Annotated in this window: 16 protein-coding genes and 1 pseudogene; 6 read left to right on the top strand and 11 right to left on the bottom strand. The window is 61.7% G+C overall.

Translation table 11 applies throughout. The features are described from left to right. Nucleotides 1-21: 21 nt before the first annotated feature. The 4 genes from JQ632_RS13265 to JQ632_RS13250 all read right to left on the bottom strand — a co-directional run bounded on the left by JQ632_RS13265 (nt 22) and on the right by JQ632_RS13250 (nt 4,307). The gene (locus JQ632_RS13265) at nt 22-876 is read right to left on the bottom strand and encodes a carbohydrate ABC transporter permease (RefSeq protein ID WP_212402777.1); all 855 of its coding nucleotides are present in this window, start codon (nt 874-876) and stop codon (nt 22-24) included. Then, complete coding sequence (locus tag JQ632_RS13260; protein WP_212402776.1) at nt 873-1,805, bottom strand: carbohydrate ABC transporter permease; 933 nt, start codon at nt 1,803-1,805, stop codon at nt 873-875. Before JQ632_RS13260 ends, JQ632_RS13265 begins: the two co-directional genes overlap by 4 nt. 108 nt (nt 1,806-1,913) lie before the next feature. Continuing rightward, complete coding sequence (locus JQ632_RS13255) at nt 1,914-3,134, bottom strand: ABC transporter substrate-binding protein (RefSeq protein ID WP_212402775.1); 1,221 nt, start codon at nt 3,132-3,134, stop codon at nt 1,914-1,916. 99 nt (nt 3,135-3,233) lie between these two features. Then, nucleotides 3,234-4,307 (bottom strand): ABC transporter ATP-binding protein, encoded by a 1,074-nt coding sequence (locus tag JQ632_RS13250; RefSeq protein WP_212402774.1) that lies wholly within the window; start codon nt 4,305-4,307, stop codon nt 3,234-3,236. 259 nt (nt 4,308-4,566) lie between these two features. Between JQ632_RS13250 and JQ632_RS13245 the strand changes: the two genes are divergently transcribed. Further along, the gene (locus tag JQ632_RS13245) at nt 4,567-5,607 is read left to right on the top strand and encodes a LacI family DNA-binding transcriptional regulator (RefSeq protein WP_212402773.1); all 1,041 of its coding nucleotides are present in this window, start codon (nt 4,567-4,569) and stop codon (nt 5,605-5,607) included. Between the two features lie 107 nt (nt 5,608-5,714). On the opposite strand, the gene JQ632_RS13240 is transcribed toward JQ632_RS13245, so the two are convergent. The 3 genes from JQ632_RS13240 to JQ632_RS13230 are packed head-to-tail and all read right to left on the bottom strand — an operon-like array spanning nt 5,715 to nt 9,872. Beyond that, entirely contained in the window at nt 5,715-6,779 is a 1,065-nt protein-coding gene (locus JQ632_RS13240; protein ID WP_212402772.1) for an alkene reductase, read from the bottom strand. 6 nt (nt 6,780-6,785) lie between these two features. After that, nucleotides 6,786-7,988: an ABC transporter substrate-binding protein gene (locus JQ632_RS13235; protein ID WP_212402771.1), complete on the bottom strand. Its 1,203-nt coding sequence runs from the start codon at nt 7,986-7,988 to the stop codon at nt 6,786-6,788. Between the two features lie 24 nt (nt 7,989-8,012). After that, nucleotides 8,013-9,872 carry an autotransporter domain-containing protein gene (locus JQ632_RS13230; protein ID WP_249151890.1) on the bottom strand — a complete coding sequence of 620 codons (1,860 nt, stop codon included), beginning with the start codon at nt 9,870-9,872 and terminating at the stop codon, nt 8,013-8,015. 198 nt (nt 9,873-10,070) lie between these two features. Between JQ632_RS13230 and JQ632_RS13225 the strand changes: the two genes are divergently transcribed. After that, nucleotides 10,071-10,601: a MarR family transcriptional regulator gene (locus JQ632_RS13225; protein WP_312015605.1), complete on the top strand. Its 531-nt coding sequence runs from the start codon at nt 10,071-10,073 to the stop codon at nt 10,599-10,601. A gap of 190 nt (nt 10,602-10,791) precedes the next feature. Here JQ632_RS13225 and JQ632_RS13220 read toward each other — a convergent pair whose 3' ends face one another. After that, nucleotides 10,792-10,974, bottom strand: a complete 183-nt coding sequence (locus JQ632_RS13220) for a hypothetical protein (RefSeq protein ID WP_212402916.1) — start codon at nt 10,972-10,974, stop codon at nt 10,792-10,794. 629 nt (nt 10,975-11,603) lie between these two features. Next, nucleotides 11,604-11,936 (bottom strand): annotated as a pseudogene (locus tag JQ632_RS39440) (hypothetical protein); the annotation flags it as partial. Nucleotides 11,937-12,091: 155 nt separating this feature from the next. On the opposite strand from JQ632_RS39440, the gene JQ632_RS13215 reads away from it, so the two are divergent. Further along, entirely contained in the window at nt 12,092-12,358 is a 267-nt protein-coding gene (locus JQ632_RS13215) for a hypothetical protein (protein WP_212402768.1), read from the top strand. Nucleotides 12,359-12,402: 44 nt separating this feature from the next. On the opposite strand, the gene JQ632_RS13210 is transcribed toward JQ632_RS13215, so the two are convergent. Then, nucleotides 12,403-13,092: a response regulator transcription factor gene (locus JQ632_RS13210; protein WP_212402767.1), complete on the bottom strand. Its 690-nt coding sequence runs from the start codon at nt 13,090-13,092 to the stop codon at nt 12,403-12,405. A gap of 1,089 nt (nt 13,093-14,181) precedes the next feature. On the opposite strand from JQ632_RS13210, the gene JQ632_RS13205 reads away from it, so the two are divergent. Next, nucleotides 14,182-14,523 carry an H-NS family nucleoid-associated regulatory protein gene (locus JQ632_RS13205; RefSeq protein WP_212402766.1) on the top strand — a complete coding sequence of 114 codons (342 nt, stop codon included), beginning with the start codon at nt 14,182-14,184 and terminating at the stop codon, nt 14,521-14,523. A 69-nt stretch (nt 14,524-14,592) separates the two neighbouring features. Here the strand turns inward: JQ632_RS13205 and JQ632_RS13200 are convergent, their stop codons facing one another. Continuing rightward, nucleotides 14,593-14,823: a hypothetical protein gene (locus JQ632_RS13200; RefSeq protein ID WP_312015604.1), complete on the bottom strand. Its 231-nt coding sequence runs from the start codon at nt 14,821-14,823 to the stop codon at nt 14,593-14,595. Nucleotides 14,824-15,265: 442 nt separating this feature from the next. On the opposite strand from JQ632_RS13200, the gene JQ632_RS13195 reads away from it, so the two are divergent. After that, nucleotides 15,266-16,252 carry a hypothetical protein gene (locus tag JQ632_RS13195; protein ID WP_212402764.1) on the top strand — a complete coding sequence of 329 codons (987 nt, stop codon included), beginning with the start codon at nt 15,266-15,268 and terminating at the stop codon, nt 16,250-16,252. A 76-nt stretch (nt 16,253-16,328) separates the two neighbouring features. After that, nucleotides 16,329-17,447, top strand: coding sequence for an IS5 family transposase (locus tag JQ632_RS13190; RefSeq protein ID WP_212402763.1), 1,119 nt, complete (start codon nt 16,329-16,331; stop codon nt 17,445-17,447). The last annotated feature ends 106 nt before the right edge of the window (nt 17,448-17,553 follow it).

Raw genomic sequence — 17,553 nt, 5'->3', positions numbered from 1 at the left:
AACCTTGCTGAACCCTGGACCTTATCCCTTGAGGCCACCTGCGGTCAGCCCCGAGACCACGCGCTCCTGGAAAATCACGATCAGGATCGCGACCGGCACGATGCCCACCACCAGCGCCGCAGAAATGATCGGCCACGGAAACGCAAACTCCCCCTGGTAAAGCTGGATGCCGACGGGCAGCGTCCGCAGTCCCGGATTGGAGTTGAACGACAGGGCCAGCAAAAATTCGTCCCAGGAATTGACGAAGGCGAGGATTCCGGCGGTGAATACGCCCGGCGCCGAGAGCGGGACCACCACCTTGAAAAGCGCGCCAAATCGCGTGCAGCCGTCAATCATGGCGGCATTCTCCAGATCGCGCGGAATGGCCTCGAAGAAGGACGTCAGCACCAGGGTGCAGACCGGCAGACTCAGCACGGTGTAGGGCAGGATCAATGCCGTCCAGGTGTTGAGCAGATTGAGCGCACGCATCGTCTCGAACAAGGGCACCAGCAGCGTCACCAGCGGAAAGGTCGAGACCGCGATGATGACAGACATGATCAGTCCCCTGAACCGGAGATTCAGCCGCGCAAGCGCGTAGGCCGCCAGAACCGAGACCAGCAGGGTCAACGCGGTCGACAGCAGCGCGACCATGAAGCTGTTGTACAGGAACGTCAGCAGCGGTTGATCGGAGAACGCCTGGCTGTAATTCCGCAGCGTCGCCGCGTGCGGCAGCCAGGTGATCGGCTTCATCGTGAGCTCCGCCTCGGTCTTGAACGACGTCAGCAGAATCCACAGCGCCGGGAACAGGCCGTTCACGACGAGGATAAGTGCAGCGATGGCCCGCAACGGCTTGCCGGACAGGAGCGAGCCGACACCTGAAGAGACAGAAGCGTTCATGATGCGCGCTCGCTGCCGCGGATCATGCGCAGGTAAAGCGCCGTGACACACATCGAAAGGCCGAACATCACCACCGCAAGCGCCGATCCATAGCCGAGATCGAGGAAGGATACGGTGTTCTGATGGATGTACATGGCGAGCGTCGCGGTCGAGGTGCCCGGCCCGCCGCCCGTCATCATGTAGGGAATATCGAAAGTCTGGAGCGAGGTGATGGTACGGAAGATCAGCGCGACCACGATCGTGGGCTTCAAGAGCGGCAGCGTGATCTCGAAGAACTGCCGTACGCGCCCGGCACCATCGACATCAGCGGCCTCGTAGAGCGAGCGCGGAATGGTCTGCAATCCGGCGAGAATGATCATCGCCATGAAGGACGAGGCCTTCCAGATGATGGCGAGACAAATCGCGGCGAAGGCGAGACGCGGCGAGTTGAACCAGATCACGCCCGGCAAGCCGATCCGACCAAGCACATCGTTGACGACGCCGTATTCCGAATGGAAGAACCATGCGAAGATCAGGCCCGCGAACGCAAGCGGCAGCGCCCACGGAATCAGAAGCGAGAGCCTCACCGGCCATCGCATCTGGAACGGCAGATTGGCGAGCAGCGCAAGTCCGAGCCCGACAAGCAGCGCGCCGGGCACCGTGATCAGCGTGATCAGGATCGTGTTCCAGGTCGCCTGCCAAAAGACGGGATCGTCCAGCATCTGCTGATAGTTCGCGAGCCCGGCGAATCGCGCCGGCAGGCCCGACGTCAGCGACAGGTCGAGGAAGCTCGTGTAGATGAGCCGGCCCACGGGATAGACGATCATCACGCCGAGCAGGATCGCGGCGGGTGCCAGGAGCAGTACGGCGAGCGTCGTCTCGTCCGGATCGAGCCAGCGCGACAGAATCGCACGTCGCGTATCGACGCGACCCGCTGCGTTCTTGACCATGGATTCCATCGTCGTTAGGTCCGATCCGGATTGCGCACAAGGCGCCGCAAGAGTTCGCGACCACGAGCGGGGGCGCGAGAAGCACCCCGCTCGTCGCCGGATCATGCATTAGCGAAGGATCCGCTTCAGGCGCGCCTCGATCTGGGCAGCACCGTCCGCCGGCGTGGTCACGCCTGCAAGCACCGCGTTGACGGTCGTGCGGATCGCTTCACTGACCTCGTTGTAGCGCGGCGTCACCGGACGCGGTTTTGCGGTTTCGACAATCGGCTGCGCGTCGGCGAACCACGGCACCGCCTTGGTCACATCAGCGTCCTTGTAGAGATTGGGGTAACTCGGCAGCAACGAACCGTTGATGGCCATGAATTTGGAGACTTCGGGGCTCGACAGAAATTCGACGAGCTTCTTCGCCTCCTCCTGGTTCTTGGAAAAGGCTGAAACGCCCCACTCCCAACCTCCGAGGCACGTTGCCTGTTCGCCGCCCGTGACCGCCGGGAGCCGGGCGACCCCGACCTTGCCGACCACGGCGGAGTCCGCGCCCTGCGTCATGGCCCAGGCATAAGCCCAGTTCACCGCGAACACGACGTTGCCGGCCTGGAACTCCTTGCGCGTGTCGTCGGTCGCGACCTCGGCAATGTTCTTCTTGGCGACACCGCTATCGGCAAAGCTCTTCCAGAGCGCGAGCGACTTCGTAGCCGCCTCACGATCGAAATCGAGCTTGCCGTCCTTCACGACCGCCTTGCCCTGGCTCCAGTACGGTACGAGGAACGTGCAAACCGCGCCTTCGATCGCCTTGCCCTGGAACGAGAGGCCCTGGAGGCCCGGATTCTGCTCACCATCCGCGATCTTCTTCGCGGCAGTGGCGAGCTCGTCCCAGGTCGCCGGCGGCTTCAGCCCGTATTTGTCGAGCAGGTCCTTGCGATAATAGAGGAACATGGAATCCGCAAAGGCGGGCAGCGCCACCACCTTGCCGTCGACGGTGTTGGCCTCGGCATAAGCGCGGAGATAAGACGACATGTTTGCGCTTGCGATCGGACTGGTCCAGCCCGCAGCCGCGAACTGCGCCGGCCGTATGACGTCGAGCATCAGCACATCGAGCGAAGAGTCCTTCGCCGTGAGCACCGTGTTGAGATATTGCGCCTGGAGATCCGAGGTCGCGCCGCCGAGTTCGATCGCGACCTTGACGCCGGGATTGCGCGCTTCGTATTGATCGAGCACCTTGCGCCAGATGCCGGGCTGCCCCTGGCTTGTGACGAACATCTTCAACGTGGTTTCGGCGGATGCATCGGTTGCGAATGCGAATGCTCCGAACCCGAGCAGCAGTCCTGCCATCCTTGAAACGCATCCCGAACTCATGGCGTCCTCCCGAATAAGATCGTCGCTTGCTTGCGACATCATTGGTTTGTGGTTGATAGCCTCGCTGCGCAGCTCTTAGTGCAAGGCCCGCTCCGTCTCCGCATCGAACAGATGGATCTTCCCGGGGTCGAGGCCCAGCTTGAACGCCTCACCGGTTCGCGGACGCAATTCGGGCGGCAGCCGCGCGGTCAATGTCGCGCCGCCCACCGAAAAATGCACCAGCGTATCGGAGCCGAGCGGCTCGACGACCTGAACCTCGCAGTTGAGGCCGATATCAGATGTCCCGGACGTGAAATGCTCGGGCCTGATGCCGACGATGAAGTCGCGCCCGTCAGCCGCCGAGATTCCGGTGCCAGTCAAAGGCGCAAGCGGCAGACGGTTGCCGTCGGCGAAATCGAGATAGCCGTGGGCGACCCTTGCCTTGGCGAAGTTCATCGACGGCGAGCCGACGAAACCGCCGACGAACACGCTGGCCGGATTGTTGTAGACCTCGTCGGGCGTTCCGATCTGCTCGATGTCGCCGCCGCGAAGGATGACAATGCGATCGGCCAACGTCATCGCCTCGACCTGATCGTGGGTTACATAGACGATGGTGGTCCCTATCGTCTGGTGCAGTCTTTTGATTTCGGTGCGGACCTGGCCGCGCAACTTCGCGTCGAGATTGGACAGCGGCTCATCGAACAAAAACACCTGCGGGCGCCGAACGATGGCCCGGCCCATCGCAACCCGCTGGCGCTGTCCACCGGAGAGCTGTCCCGGCCGCCGGTCGAGAAGATGGGTGATGCCGAGCATCTCCGCGGCAGCCCCGATCTTTGCGTCCGCTTCCGCAGGGTTCGCGCCCCGCACCTTCAGGCTGAACCCCATGTTCTCGCGCACCGTCTTGTGCGGGTAGAGCGCGTAGTCCTGGAACACCATGGCAATGTCGCGCTCGCGCGGCGGCAGATCGTTGACGGTACGATCGCCGATCCGGATCTCACCGCCGCTGATGCTTTCGAGTCCGGCGATCATGCGCAGCGTCGTCGATTTGCCGCAGCCCGACGGACCAACCAGCACCACGAACTCGCCATCCATGATCTCGAGGTCGATAGCCTTGACGACGCGAAACGCGCCATAGCTCTTCTCAAGCTTGCGCAGGCTGACCGAAGCCATGAGCCCTGTTCTCCCGTCCTCCCCGCGTCCCGACGGTTCTTGACGCCGCGGTAGCAGGCTGATGGTAGCGCTACGATTTTTGGAAATCAACGCCAAGGAAACGCTCGCCCATTCCAGCTCAATCCGGCAGGTCAGGAGATGAAATACTATTGTATCTATCTGATTACGATAATCTTATTCTTCTGATAAGAAGAACGCGATTGTATCGCGACAAGACCTCGGCTACATAATAGCGCTATTATTCTGGACCACCCAGGGAATGGCGGCACCAAAGCCCACGCGCACCCGGCGCAAGATGCAACGGGTTACGATCATGGATGTGGCGGCGCGCGCCGAGCTGTCGCCGTCCACGGTGTCGCTCTATTTCAGGAAGCCCGATGCGGTTTCGGCGGCGGCGAGCGAGTCGATCGCACGCGCCATCGAAGCGCTCGACTACGTGCCGAACCTGATGGCCGGCGGCCTGGCGGCGGCCTCATCGCGCGTCGTGAGCATCATTGTGCCATCGGTCCGCAATGCGTTCTTCGCAGAGACCGTCGCGGCCCTCCAGGAAGATCTCGGCAAGCAACGACTGCAAGTGATGCTCAGCCACACCGAGTACAAGGAGCACGACGAGGAAAGCCTGGTCCGCACGGCACTGTCCTGGGCGCCTGCCGCCGTCGTTTTGACCGGCCTCTCCCACAGCTCGGCGACGCGCAGGCTGTTGCGTGACAGCAAGGTGCCGGTTGTCGAAATCTGGGAGCTCGGTTCCCAGACCATGGACATGGCGGTCGGTTTTCACCACGACCAGGTCGGTCAAACCGCCGCCTCGCATCTCGTTCAGCGGGGACGCAAGCGATTGCTGTTTCTTGGCGCCCGCCTGCACGAGGATCGCCGCGCTGCACGGCGCGCGCAAGGCTTCGTCGAGACGGCGCGGAATGCGCCTGACGTCACCGCTGATATCATCCAGCATCCTGCGCCGGCGAGCGCCGAGGTCGGCGCCATGCTGCTCGGCGAGGCCGTGCATCGCTTTCCGAACGTGAACGGGATTGCCTGCTCCAACGACCACATCGCCCTTGGCGTGATCTTCGAGTGCCAACGCCTTGGCATTGCGATCCCGGAGCGCCTGTCGGTGGTCGGGTTCGGCGACCTGAGCTTCAGCGCGGCCTGCAATCCGTCGTTGACGACCATCCGCCCGCCTGGCGACCTGATCGGGAAGGAAGCCGCGCGGCTGATCATCGCAAGGATCTCGCACGCTAACGGCGAGCCGCAACAGGCCGTCATCGATACGCGCTTCACCCTGCTCCATCGGCAGAGCAGTTGATCGGAGATTCGGCCACCTGCGTGTACCGGGCGAGAGACACGCGCGCGACGTACCACCAAGCCGCCGACGTAGCGCGCGGATGGGCGGAGCTGAGGCGTCCCGCCCGATCAAAGCTCACTGTATCCCTCGGCTCCCCGCGAATACCAGGTCGCCTGGTCGGACGGCTGAAGTGCCACGCGCCGCGCAAATCGATCGGGCAAATCAGGGTTGGCGATGAAGGGCCGTCCGAACGAGATCGCGTCCGCCTGCCCCGCATCGAGCACGGCCTGCGCCTTGTCCGCGTCGTAGTCCGAGTTCAGCACCAGTGGGCCATCGAAGGCCGCGCGCATCAACGGTGCGATGGGGAGCCGGTCAGCCTTGCCGTTGGTGCCGTTGAAGTCGGGCTCGCGGACTTCCAGAAACGCGATTTCGAGCGTGGAGAGCATTTTTGCGGCAGTTACGAACAGCTCTTCCGGATTGTCGTCGTTGATGCCCTTGATCTCGCCATTCGGAGACAGGCGCACCGCCGTCCGGTCGGCGCCGATGCTTTGCGACACCGCGCGCGTGACGTCGGCCAAAATGCGGATGCGGTTTTCGGGACCTCCGCCATAGCTGTCGCGGCGCAGATTGGAGCTGCTGCGCAAGAACTGGTCGAGCAGATATCCATTCGCTGCATGAATCTGAACGCCATCAAAGCCTGCACGAACGGCATTGCAGGCCGCATTGGCAAACTGGTCGACCAGAGCGGGAATCTCGGCGAGGTCGAGCGCCCTCGCCTCCTCGTAAGGCAGTTTGCCGCCATAGGTTTGGGCGAGGCCGGGCGCCGTCGTGGCGGATGCCGAGACCGGCCGGCCGCGTCCGGGAAAACGCGAATGCGTCAACCTGCCCATGTGCCACAACTGCGCAAAGATCCGTCCACCGGATTCGTGCACGGCGTCGGTGACGGCCTTCCACCCGTCGACCTGTTCGCTGTTCCAGATCCCCGGCGCATAGGGCCAGGCGTGCCCTTCGAGGCTTATGCCGGTCGCCTCCGTGAGGATCAGGCCTGCGGATGCGCGCTGACCGTAGTACCGCGCCATGACAGGCGTCGGCACGTGATCGAGCGTGGCCCGCCCCCTCGTCATCGGCGCCATGAAAATACGGTTCGGCGCTTCGACGGCGCCGAGCCGGATCGGATCAAACAGACTGACCATCAGCACTCAACGCTTCAGCAGCGGACACTTCGATTCCGAGACCGGCCTGAAAGCGTCGTCGCCCTTCACCGTCCTGATGATCTCGAGATAATCCCACGGCTCCTTCGACTGCTCCGGCTTCTTGACCCGCGCCAGATACATGTCGCGGATCACGCGGCCGTCCTCGCGCAACTTGCCCTGATGCACGAAAGCATCCTCGATCGGCAATTCGCGCATCTTCGGCATCACCTTGGCGGCATCGTCGCTTCCCGCGGAAGCGATGGCCTTGAGGTAGTGCAGCACGGCGCCGTAGACGCCGGTATGGATCATGGACGGCATGACACCGGTCCGCGCGAAGAATTTTTTGGACCAGGCGCGGGTCTTCTCATCCATGTTCCAATACGACGCCGTCGTCATATAGGTTCCCTGCGCTTCACGCAGACCGATCGCGTGGATGTCCGCGTCGAACAGCAACAGCCCGACCAGCTTCTGACCGCTGCGAACAAGACCGAACTCGTTGGCCTGCTTGATCGCGTTCTGCGTGTCCTGGCCGGCATTGGCGAAGGCGACGACGTCAGCCTTGGAGTTCTGCGCCTGGAGGGCGAAGGACGAAAAGTCCGACGTGTTGGAGGGATGACGCACGCTGCCGAGCACCTCGCCGCCCGCCTGCTTGATGAAGCGGGTCGCATCCTGCTCGAGCTGGTGTCCAAACGTGTAGTCCGCGGTGACGAAGAACCAGGATTTTCCGCCTTCCGCGACCATCGCCGATGCCGTCACTTTTGCGAGCGCATAGGTGTCGTAGGTGAACTGCACGGTGTTCGGACTGCAGAGTTCATCCGTCAGGGAGCTTGCGCCGGCTCCCGAGAGCAGCAAAACCTTGTTGCGCTCGCGCACCATGTTGTGAAGCGCGATCGCGATGGCCGAATTGGGAACGTCGACGATCGCGTCGATCTTGCCATTGTCGAACCAGCCGCGGGCGAGCTGCGTGCCGACATCCACCTTCATCTGGTGGTCGGCACTGATCAGCTCGATCGGCCTGCCGAGCACGGTCGGGCCAAAGTCCTCGATCGCCATCTTGGCGGCCTCGACCGATCCGGGGCCGGTGTTGTCGCGGCCCCAGCTCGACAGATCGGTCATGACGCCGATCCTGACCGCGTCGTCGGAAACCTGGGCGAGCGCCGGCGCGCCCGCCCCCCACACGACCAGGAAGGCGCAAAACAGTCGCTTCATCACGTCAAAACTCCCTGAACTAACTCAGAACCTGACCTTGACGCCGCCGCTGACGCCGTAATCGTTGCCGTCGCTGCGCGCGAAGGTGCTGACGACCGTCAGATTGGCGCTCACCCTGTCGGTGATGGCCGCGGCAACGCCGGCATTGACCCGGCCGTAGGTGCTGGTGCGGCCGTCGATCGGCGTCAGCACCGGCAGGAGCGGCGTAGTGACCTGGGTGGTGATCAGCGTCCGCGCCGATCCGATGAAATCGTGCTCGGCGGTGACGTTGACGAACGGGCTGTAGAAGCCGCCTGCCATCACGAAGGGCGCGCGGATCTGCACGCCGGCGCTGCCGATGAGGCTCTCCAGGGTCTGCCGGTTGACGGTGTTGGTCAGCAGGATGTCGCCGGTCTCGGTGTAACCCGCGATCTCTGCGTTGGTGTAGGCAAGGCCCGCGATCGGTCCGACGCGGAAGCGGCCGACATCCCAGAGATAGCCGCCCTTGGCCGCCACCGTGAAGGTGTCGGCGTTGGTCGAGCCGTTGATGGTGTCGATGACGCCCTGCCGGCTGGTGGCGATGGCCTGACGGCCATAGGCGATCAGCGCGTCGGCAAACCAGTTCGACCGCGTGTAGGACGCGTAGCCCCCGAGCTGGTACGCATCGATCTTGGAGCGGGCGTTCTGCACGGCCAGGTTCACGTTGGGCTGGGCGTAGCTGAAGATGCCGCCGACCAGCAGATCGGGCCTGACCTTGTAGTCGACGCCGATCCAGCCACCGACGGAGTTGTAGTTGTAGGACGACAGCAGCGCCTGGGCGTCGCGGTTGCCGCCGGCATAGGCGACGTCGCCGTAGACGTTCCACGGGCTCTGCGCAGCGGGCGGCCGCATCGCCTTCGCCGGCATGTCCGCCGCCATCGCGTTCATGACACTACCCGCACCATAGGACGCGAAGGTGCGGTAGGCGTCGAGCCGGCCGAAGATCGAGTTGGTAAAACCCGTGGCAATCGACATCGCGACGTCGCCTTGCGGCGCGACCGTCAGCGGCGCGTCGATCTGATTGGCCATATAGCGCGCGATCAGGGCAAAGCCGGCGCTGGTCGGATGGATCGTGTCCCAGTAGAAGTAGCTGTTCTGCACGGCGCTCGATGCGGCAAGGCAGCCGGGAATGCCGAGCACGAGCTGACAAGAGCTGGCGCTGAGGAAGCCGTACTGGCCGGGATTGGCGACGACACGCGCCTGCAGCGTCTCGAGATCGAACAGGAAGATTCGGGTCCCCGCATTGGCTGATGGCGCGAGCTGCAGCTGAAGCTGCTGGAAATAGGTCCGCGCCCATTCCTCGCGCTGCGCGAAGGTGAGGGCGGGATCGCCAAACGGCGCCGGGAAATAGAACGGATTTCCGGGGCTCACCCAGGCGATGTTGTGGGCCCCGAGCGCGATCAACTGGCGGACGCCGGTTGCGGCGTTGCCGGCCGATGTCACGGCCAGCGCATTGATCTGCGCAAGCGTGTTGGCGCTGTTGAACTGCGCCTGATCATTGCCGCCGATCGACAGCGCGATCAGGTCGCTGGACGAGAAGCGCTTGCCAGTCGCGACGAAGGCCGCGACTTCATCGGCAAAGCCGGGCAGTCCCGGAATCACGTTGGTGTTGCCGGTCTGCGCGCCGCCGATCGCGTAGTTCGTGAGCGGCGGCAAATTGTAGGTCGACTGCAGCGAGTCCGCGAAATTGGTGCCGCCGCTGAACCGGCAGGTCGGATAGGTCGGCGGTCCCGCGGGACAGGGGAAGCCAAGCAGACGGAATGCGCCGCCCGGCGCACTGCCCGTATCGGCGTAGCTGTCGCCGAATCCCGTGATGCCCGTGAATTTGGATTGCGCCGCCACCGGCGCAGGCGCGGCAACCGCCATAAGGGCTGCCGTTGCTGCGGCAACGCCCAGATGACGCCCCCGACGCGCCCCGTAACCGCGCCTGCGATGAATCCTAAAACGCCTATTGCGCCGCTCAACCATGGCGCTCCTCCCCTTTTGCCCCCGCGCTTGTCCATTTGCGCCGCAATGCGAACCAAGCGAAGAACGGGCCTCGCGCAAACGGATCAAAGGAAAAGCGTGTCCGACCAGAAGCTTCGTTCGGCAGCGCCGATAGCGGCCCGCAGACAGGGAGCGCGGGCGGACACGCGGCCGCAACAGGTTGATCGCGCCAGCGAGTCGCCTGTCAGCCTGAAGAAGCTGAATGGCCTTGCGGGCTATTTGATCCGGCAGGCCCAGCTCTGGGTGTTCGAGGACTTCAATGCGACGCTCGGCCCGCTCCAATTGCGGCCGGTTCACTTTTCGATCCTGACGATCGTGGCGGAAAACCCCGGCCTGTCGCAGATGGCGTTATCGCAGGTCCTGGGCGTCGTTCGGTCGGCGCTCGTTCCGATGCTGGACGGACTGGAATCCAGAGGCCTGCTCGATCGCACGCCGTCGAAGACCGACCGCCGATCCCATGCGCTCTATCTGACGTCGGACGGAAAGGCCCTGCTCGAGCGCGCCGAGGCCCTCGTCCAGGAGCACGAGAAGCGGCTGATGAAGAAGGTCGGCGCTGGCGGCCACAAGCAATTGCTGCAGATCCTCGCCGCGTTCGGGAAGCAGCCATAATCGCGCGATCGGCGCCGATGCCTGCCCCCGTCCGCTGTCACTCACGCGCGGCATCTGCCGCGTGCGGGGATGTTCGCTTCAGAACGCAGGTTGATTGTTACGGATTGCGGCAAGGTGCGATCCCGGCCTTGAGCCGCTGACGTCGCAATTGCCAACGCGACACCACGCAATGGAATCCGGCATGGCAGAACTAATTTCCAGATCTGCTGTCGTTGACGCCCCGCTGACGCAATTGCTCGAGTTGCTTTTCGAGCTGGTGCTTCTTGGCGATCAGCCTTTCTTCGAGAACTGACTCCACCTGCCTATGAAGAACCCATAGTTCATCAATCGACATCTGCTCGAATTGCTGTTGCACGAATTGCTGTTGGTGCATGATCCCCCCCGAATCATGGTCGCTTGCTACGTAGCCCCATTGGGATGGGAAGAGGCAACTAATCCACGGTTGCGCATCACAGGATGCGGGCGACATTTCAACTCAACAGGTGATCCGGCCCATCCTCCGGACCGGAAACCAAAGCCGGTTCAGTGCATCTGCCGCAGAAGACGTACCGATTGGTCGATGAGAGCTGCGCCGGTTGGTCTGGCGGCTATCTGCTCGGCCTTCGCTACTCGGCCTCTGAGACTTTCAAGCTCGGCAAGCTCGGAAGCGAGCGATTGGAGACGCTCGCGAAGAACGACAGCAGCACTATCCGCTCCACCGCGGGTTCTCATTGCAATGCTCCCAGTAACTGAACTGGCCAGGAGACTCCGCTCAACACCGAGCGATCGGAAAAATTGGCAAACGCACTGGAGAGACGCACCAGCCTTTGGCAGGATGCGTGGCAGCAACGAGGCTGCAGCGCATCAAGACCAACCGGCTTATTGCTCCGATCCGGTCGACGAAACTCGCACATTGACTTCCTTGCAGTCTCTTTCGTCTTCGTCCCGTGACTTGTCGTCCTCGTCCCGACAACCGCCGCCGCCTCCTGATGCAACGGTCTTTCCGATGGTCGCGGAAGAGGCTCCACCAGACGCCGAACCGCCAGAGGACCCGCCTGCAGACGCGGCGGTGCTAGAACGGCCGCCGGGTGCGCCGCGAGGCACAGATGACCCTCCACTGGATGCGCCTGAAAATTGCGATGATCCCCCGGAAGACGGACGATCATTGTCAAAGAATGATGATCCCCCATCGCCAGGATCACTTCGCACATTGCGCCCGCCGGAACTCGCGATGGCTGTTGACGTCAGCGACGTCGACAAGAGCAGGGTCACCGCCGGCGACGTAACGACCGCGAACCTTCCGCAAGCCTGCAAGAATTGCCTCCTGTCGTCCTCCTCGCTGTCTTGCAGGCCCATAGCGTCCTCGTAATTAATAATTTAGCATTTAATTATTATATCACTTTAAATTAGAAAGCAATGAAGATATTATCGACTTAAATCGAGCAAGACGTGAACTTGAATTAGGTGTTTCAAATTTCAATCGTCAGACCGGGCGGAATGGACGACTGGCCATGATCCTGCAATTTCACCGACCGCTGGAGGGCATGGAGTTATGGAGCGCGAGCAGGGACGGCTTCTCCTTTGTGATCAGTTTTGGGAGCCGTACCGGTCCCGGCTTTCACGGGCGCTCTGGCTACATGGCCAGCTGGCGGCCGCTCTACCAAAATAAGGGGGCAATCAAGATCACCGGCTCGCCCTTCCCGACCTTGGCGGAAGCCGAAGAGGCCTGCGGCAACCTGGTTGAGCACCTCGCCGGATCAGTCGATCCCTCTCGGTAAAGAGAGATATCCCGGGTCGGAAACCGAGAACCGCAAGCTGCACGCTATTTCGTGTTGGCGGAGTCTTTCGGCCATGGACCAGAAGGCTGGCTCTCGCGCGGCGCGAGCGACAACTCGTTCTGGGAGATCGCCAATGCCGCGAGCACGGTACGATTGCTGATATCGAGCTTCTGGAAAATGTGATGAAGATGCACTTTGATGGTGCCATCGGTGATATTCAGAAGGCGCCCAACCTCCTTGTTCGACAGCCCCTCCGACACCAGCCGCATGATCTGCCGCTCCCGATCCGTCAACTGGGTCAGGAGGGACTTCTCCTCGCTTACCGGAGGCTCGGGGACGTCCGGCGAGAGGGACGGCTGAGCCTGCCCCTGCGCAACCCGGCGCAGGACGTCAATCAGCACCTCCGGTGTCGCATCTTTCGTGACGACGGTGCAGACCCCCTGCGCAGCCAGGTCGGTCAGGTTGCGGTTTTCCGCCAAAGCGGTGAAAAATACAACGCGGGTACCGAACCGGCCCGAGCTTGCAAGGGCGAGCATTTCCGGGGCGCTGATATCGGGCATCGCGACGTCGAGCAGGGCGATATCCGGTTCCAGGACCCGGATTGCCTCGATACAGCTTGCGCCGTCGCTGCAAGACGCAACGATCGCAAAATCAGGTCGCGCCGCGAGGACACTCGTGAGCCCTTGCAGCACGATCGGATGTCGGTCTGCGATGACTATTCTGGTTCCGCGCATACTCCCAGCCTATTTTCAGTTAAAACCCCACGCGCAACGACTTAATCCGAGTGGAAGAAATTTTCGGGCGTCGCGCAGGCGGGCATTAACCACTCCATTGGTTTCCGTCTTGGCAGCAAAAATGTCGCACCGCGTCCGTTCCTCTCCGGCGGCCACAACGTCCGATAGCAAACCGAATAATAGCTCGCTTACGGGACAACGACCACCCCCGTAGGAATGCGGCTACGCAACAAACTGCAAAAAGCGCGCATTCATCGAGGAAAACGTCGGATTCTCTTCAGAGCAGAGGCAAATCATCAAATGGGATATTCGCATGAAATTGCAACCGGCGCCCTGTTTGCGGACCCTTGAAGATGAAAGGCATTCTGCTCTTCGGGTTGGCCGCCATCTATTACCAACGGCATATATGGGCATTCCGAATTCGAATCTAACATTCGGATAATTCTAGCCGCAGCAACGCTGCCTGGCGACGCCAGAGCCATAGGGAGGCGGTCAAAAGTAAGACTATCCACAAACCAAGGCTATTCACGCCAACAAGAATATAGCTCCAATTTCTCTTCAATTCCGGTCCAATGCCCTGCAGGGAGGGTTCCATGGAACAGCAGAAATTTTTACACGCCTTATGCCACATCGGTTGCAACCGAGAAGCTCTTGACGAAATCAGAACCTAAATCACCCATTTTGCATGGTGAGGCCCCATCAGCCAGGTTCGATCGAAATCTTTCATTCCGCCGGGTACGGTTCCAAGATTTCACCGAGTAGTTTCGAGTAGGTGTTCCGATGTATTCTTCAATTGTTCTGCGTCAAGCACATCAAGCCCTCGTCGTACAATTCACCGAATTGCAGAACTTGCGTAACCGAGTGCTGGAGGCCGAGCACCGGCTGGTCAGCAAGGGGAGAAGGGCCAACCGGCGCGGGTCGCACGGAAGGCACTTGCCCGGTCGGAGGCGCGGGCAGACCCGCTGAACGGCGCGTGCATCGCACCACGCGCGGAAGCAGCCAACCCAGCGGATCATGCTTGCCCGACCCCGGTTCGACCTGATAATCCCCTGCTGTTTGGGGACGGGAAGTAGTTGGGGACGGGCTTCCATGGAGAAAGACGACTGGGCGTCAATGAGCACGGCCGCGCTATGGGAGCTCTATGATGAGGTAACGACCGTTCTTAGCCGCAGAATGGCGGCGGAAAAGGCCAAGCTTGAGGACCGGCTGCGCAGGATTGAGGGAACCGCCGGCGCTCAGCCTCAAGAGCGCGCACGCCGCCCCTACCCGCCGGTGCTGCCGAAGTACCAAAACCCCAAGAATCCGTCGGAGACCTGGTCAGGTCGGGGGAAGCAACCTCGGTGGCTCAAGGCCCAGCTTCGCGCCGGCAAGAAGCTGAACGATCTGCTGATCGACCGACCATCGGGCCAGAAGCGTCGTCGCACCGGCTGAGCGCGACAGCGTCCTCACGTGGACCGTCGAGCCTCGACCGTCAGCGCCGTCCCATCGGGCCGCGGGACTTCAGCGAGTGATATCCTCTTTGCCGTTTGGACTGCCGTCGCCGCCGCCGTTGCCTCCGCCATTGTTGCCTTGCACAATTTTGCCCCCCGAACCCGCGATGGCGGTCGAGGTCAGAGAAGTGGAGAGCAACAGGGTCATAGCGGGAGGAGTGACGGCGGCAAACCTTCCGCAGTTCTTCAAGAACTCGCGACGGTCTTCACTGTCGGTATCGAGGCGGGGCATCGGCGTCATCCTGCGATCATCGGCCGACCAAAAATAGGTTCAGCATGGACGTGCCGCAAGTTAAATGTGTTAATATAACAATTTAATTACCAGCCCGCATGTGGCGCCGTAGCCAAGATCCCTTATTGTGTGCAGCCCAGCGAGGCGCCTAACCGGCAGCTCGCGGGGCGCGCGATCCTGGCCCGTCCATTTGACATTTTTAAATCAGCACCATTATAATTTTAAACCAGATCGATTGATTTCGAATTATCTTCGCTCAAAATCCAATTCAGCGCGGGCTCAGGGCAGTTCGACTACAAATGCCGCGCACAAAAGCACCGCTATCCCGAGTGGCGAGCGCGAAAGGCAGTTTATGACCGGAACCGAGGCCGGAGCAGCATTCAGGCAATTGCAGTCTGGCTTCGATACGTCCTTGCGACCAGGATTCTCACTGCCGCGTCTCGGAGCCCTGATGAGCCGAGCCCTTGCGGAAACTCTCTTGGACCTTTCGGAACTAACAGTTCTCACCGAGGCTGCCACGGGCGCGTATGCCGTGACGGCCGTCCTCGCAGCGATGGCCGGAGCCAGGCGCGTCTATGCCTTCACGAGACCAACGCGGCACGGCACATCAGCTGACGCCCGGCGACAGACTCTGGAGCTTGCAGGTTCGGTCGGTGTCGCCGATCGCATCGACGTCCTGGAGCAGATTACCCCGGATATCCTCCATCGAACGGATATTGTGACGAACAGCGGCCATCTTCGGCCCCTTACCGCTGCGCTCATTGAAGAGTTACCCAGGGAGGCCGTCATCGCCTTGATGTTTGAGGCCTGGGAATTTCGCCCTGAGGACCTCGACATGGAAGCATGCTTACGGCGCGGAATTCCGATTGTCGGCGTGAACGAGCGCCACCCGTCAGTCGACGTCTTCTCGTTTCTCGGTCCGCTGTGCGTGAAGCAACTCCACGACTGCGGTCTATCCGTTTACAGGAATCGCATTGCTGTGCTGTGCGACAACGACTTTATTGGCTCGCTCCGCGCCGGTCTCGCGAGCTCTGGAGCGAGCGTGGACACCTTCGACAACGTCCAAGCCGTGTATCGCGACGAGTGGGACGCAATCATCGTCGCGCTGCGACCGGCGGCTGAGCCTCGTATCGGTTCGCAGGAAGCAATGCACCTCGCTGCTTGCGCGCCCGCTGGTGTCGTTATCGTGCAGTTTTGGGGCGATATGGATCGGACTGCATTGTCAGCGAATGGGTTGGGCGTTTGGCCAACAGCGCCTCCGGCATCGGGGCACATGGGCATTCTCCTGTCGGAGATTGGCCCTGAGCCGATCGTGAGACTGCAGGCAGGTGGCCTCCGCGCTGCTGAGTGGGTTCGGCGCAGTAGAACTATTTCGTCGGACGGATTCGCGCAAATCGTTACTCGCCACCCCGATCCAGCTTTCGCCAATTCACACTAACAGGCTGCTGAAAAACTGTTCTCGACGGCAATAATGACCTGTGATTCCGTGGAAGTGAAGGCACGGGGTGATTTGCATGCGAGGACGGGACGACCAGTCGGAAGGTTTGTTCGCATATGTCCGGCTTGAGGGGCGGATTCCGGCGGATCACCCGTTGCGGGCGATCCGGGAATTGGTGGATGAGGCGCTGGGTTCGCTGAACAAGCGTTTTGACAGGCTTTATTCCTCGACGGGGCGCCCCTCGATTGCGCCAGAGATGCTGCTGCGAGCGACGCTGTTGCAGGCCTTCTTCTCGGTACGCTCTGAGCGAATGCTGGTGGAGCAGATCAGCTACAACCTGTTGTTCCGCTGGTTCGTGGGGCTGTCGATGGACGCGGAGGTTTGGCATGCGACGGTGTTCACCCACAATCGCGATCGGCTTTTGGAGGCGGAGGTGGCGCGCGAGTTCCTGGCAGCGCTGCTGGCCTTGCCACAGGTGAAGAAGCTACTGTCGAGCGAGCACTTCTCGGTCGACGGGACACTGATCGATGCCTGGGCGTCGATGAAGAGCTTCCGACCGAAGGATGGCTCTGGCGAGCCTCCGGCGTCGGGACGCAACGGCGAGCGAAACTTCCATCAGGAAAAGCGCTCGAATGAGACCCATAGCTCAACCACTGATTCCGACGCGCGGCTCTATCGCAAGGCGGCTGGCCGTGAGAGCCGGCTGTGCTTCATGGGGCATGTTCTGATGGAGAACCGCAACGGGCTTGCGGTCGATGCGACGCTGACACACGCGACGGGGACGGCGGAACGGGAAGCGGCGCTGACCATGGTCGATCGCCGGAAAGGCCGGAGGAGGAAGCAAAAGCGTCGCATTACGCTGGGTGCGGACAAGGCCTACGACGCGACCTCTTTTGTCCAACACTTGCGTAAGCGCGAGGTGACGCCGCACGTTGCGATCAACGGCACGATCAGCAAGCATGGCGTGGTCCGCAAGACGGCGATCGATGGCCGCACCACGCGGCATGCGGGCTACGGGATCAGCCAAATCTCGCGCAAGCGGATCGAGGAAGTGTTCGGCTGGATCAAGGCGCAGGCCGGGCTCGGTCAGGTCAAGGTGCGAGGACTTGCCAAGGCCAGTGCGGTGTTCACGTTTGCGGTCGCTGCCTACAATCTGATCCGCATTCCAAAACTACCGGCTCCAGCCGTCGCCTGAGACAAAGCGACAGCGCCCCAGCTCGTTTGTCCGACATCCGATCTCGACGCGCCCCTGCAAAAAGACCTAAATCACACAAAATCGAGACTTCTTCAGCAGCCTGCTA

Origin of the sequence: Bradyrhizobium liaoningense (assembly GCF_018130955.1) — a bacterium.
GTDB classification, from domain to species: Bacteria; Pseudomonadota; Alphaproteobacteria; order Rhizobiales; family Xanthobacteraceae; genus Bradyrhizobium; species Bradyrhizobium liaoningense_C.
This window is presented reverse-complemented; position numbering and strand designations above follow the sequence as displayed.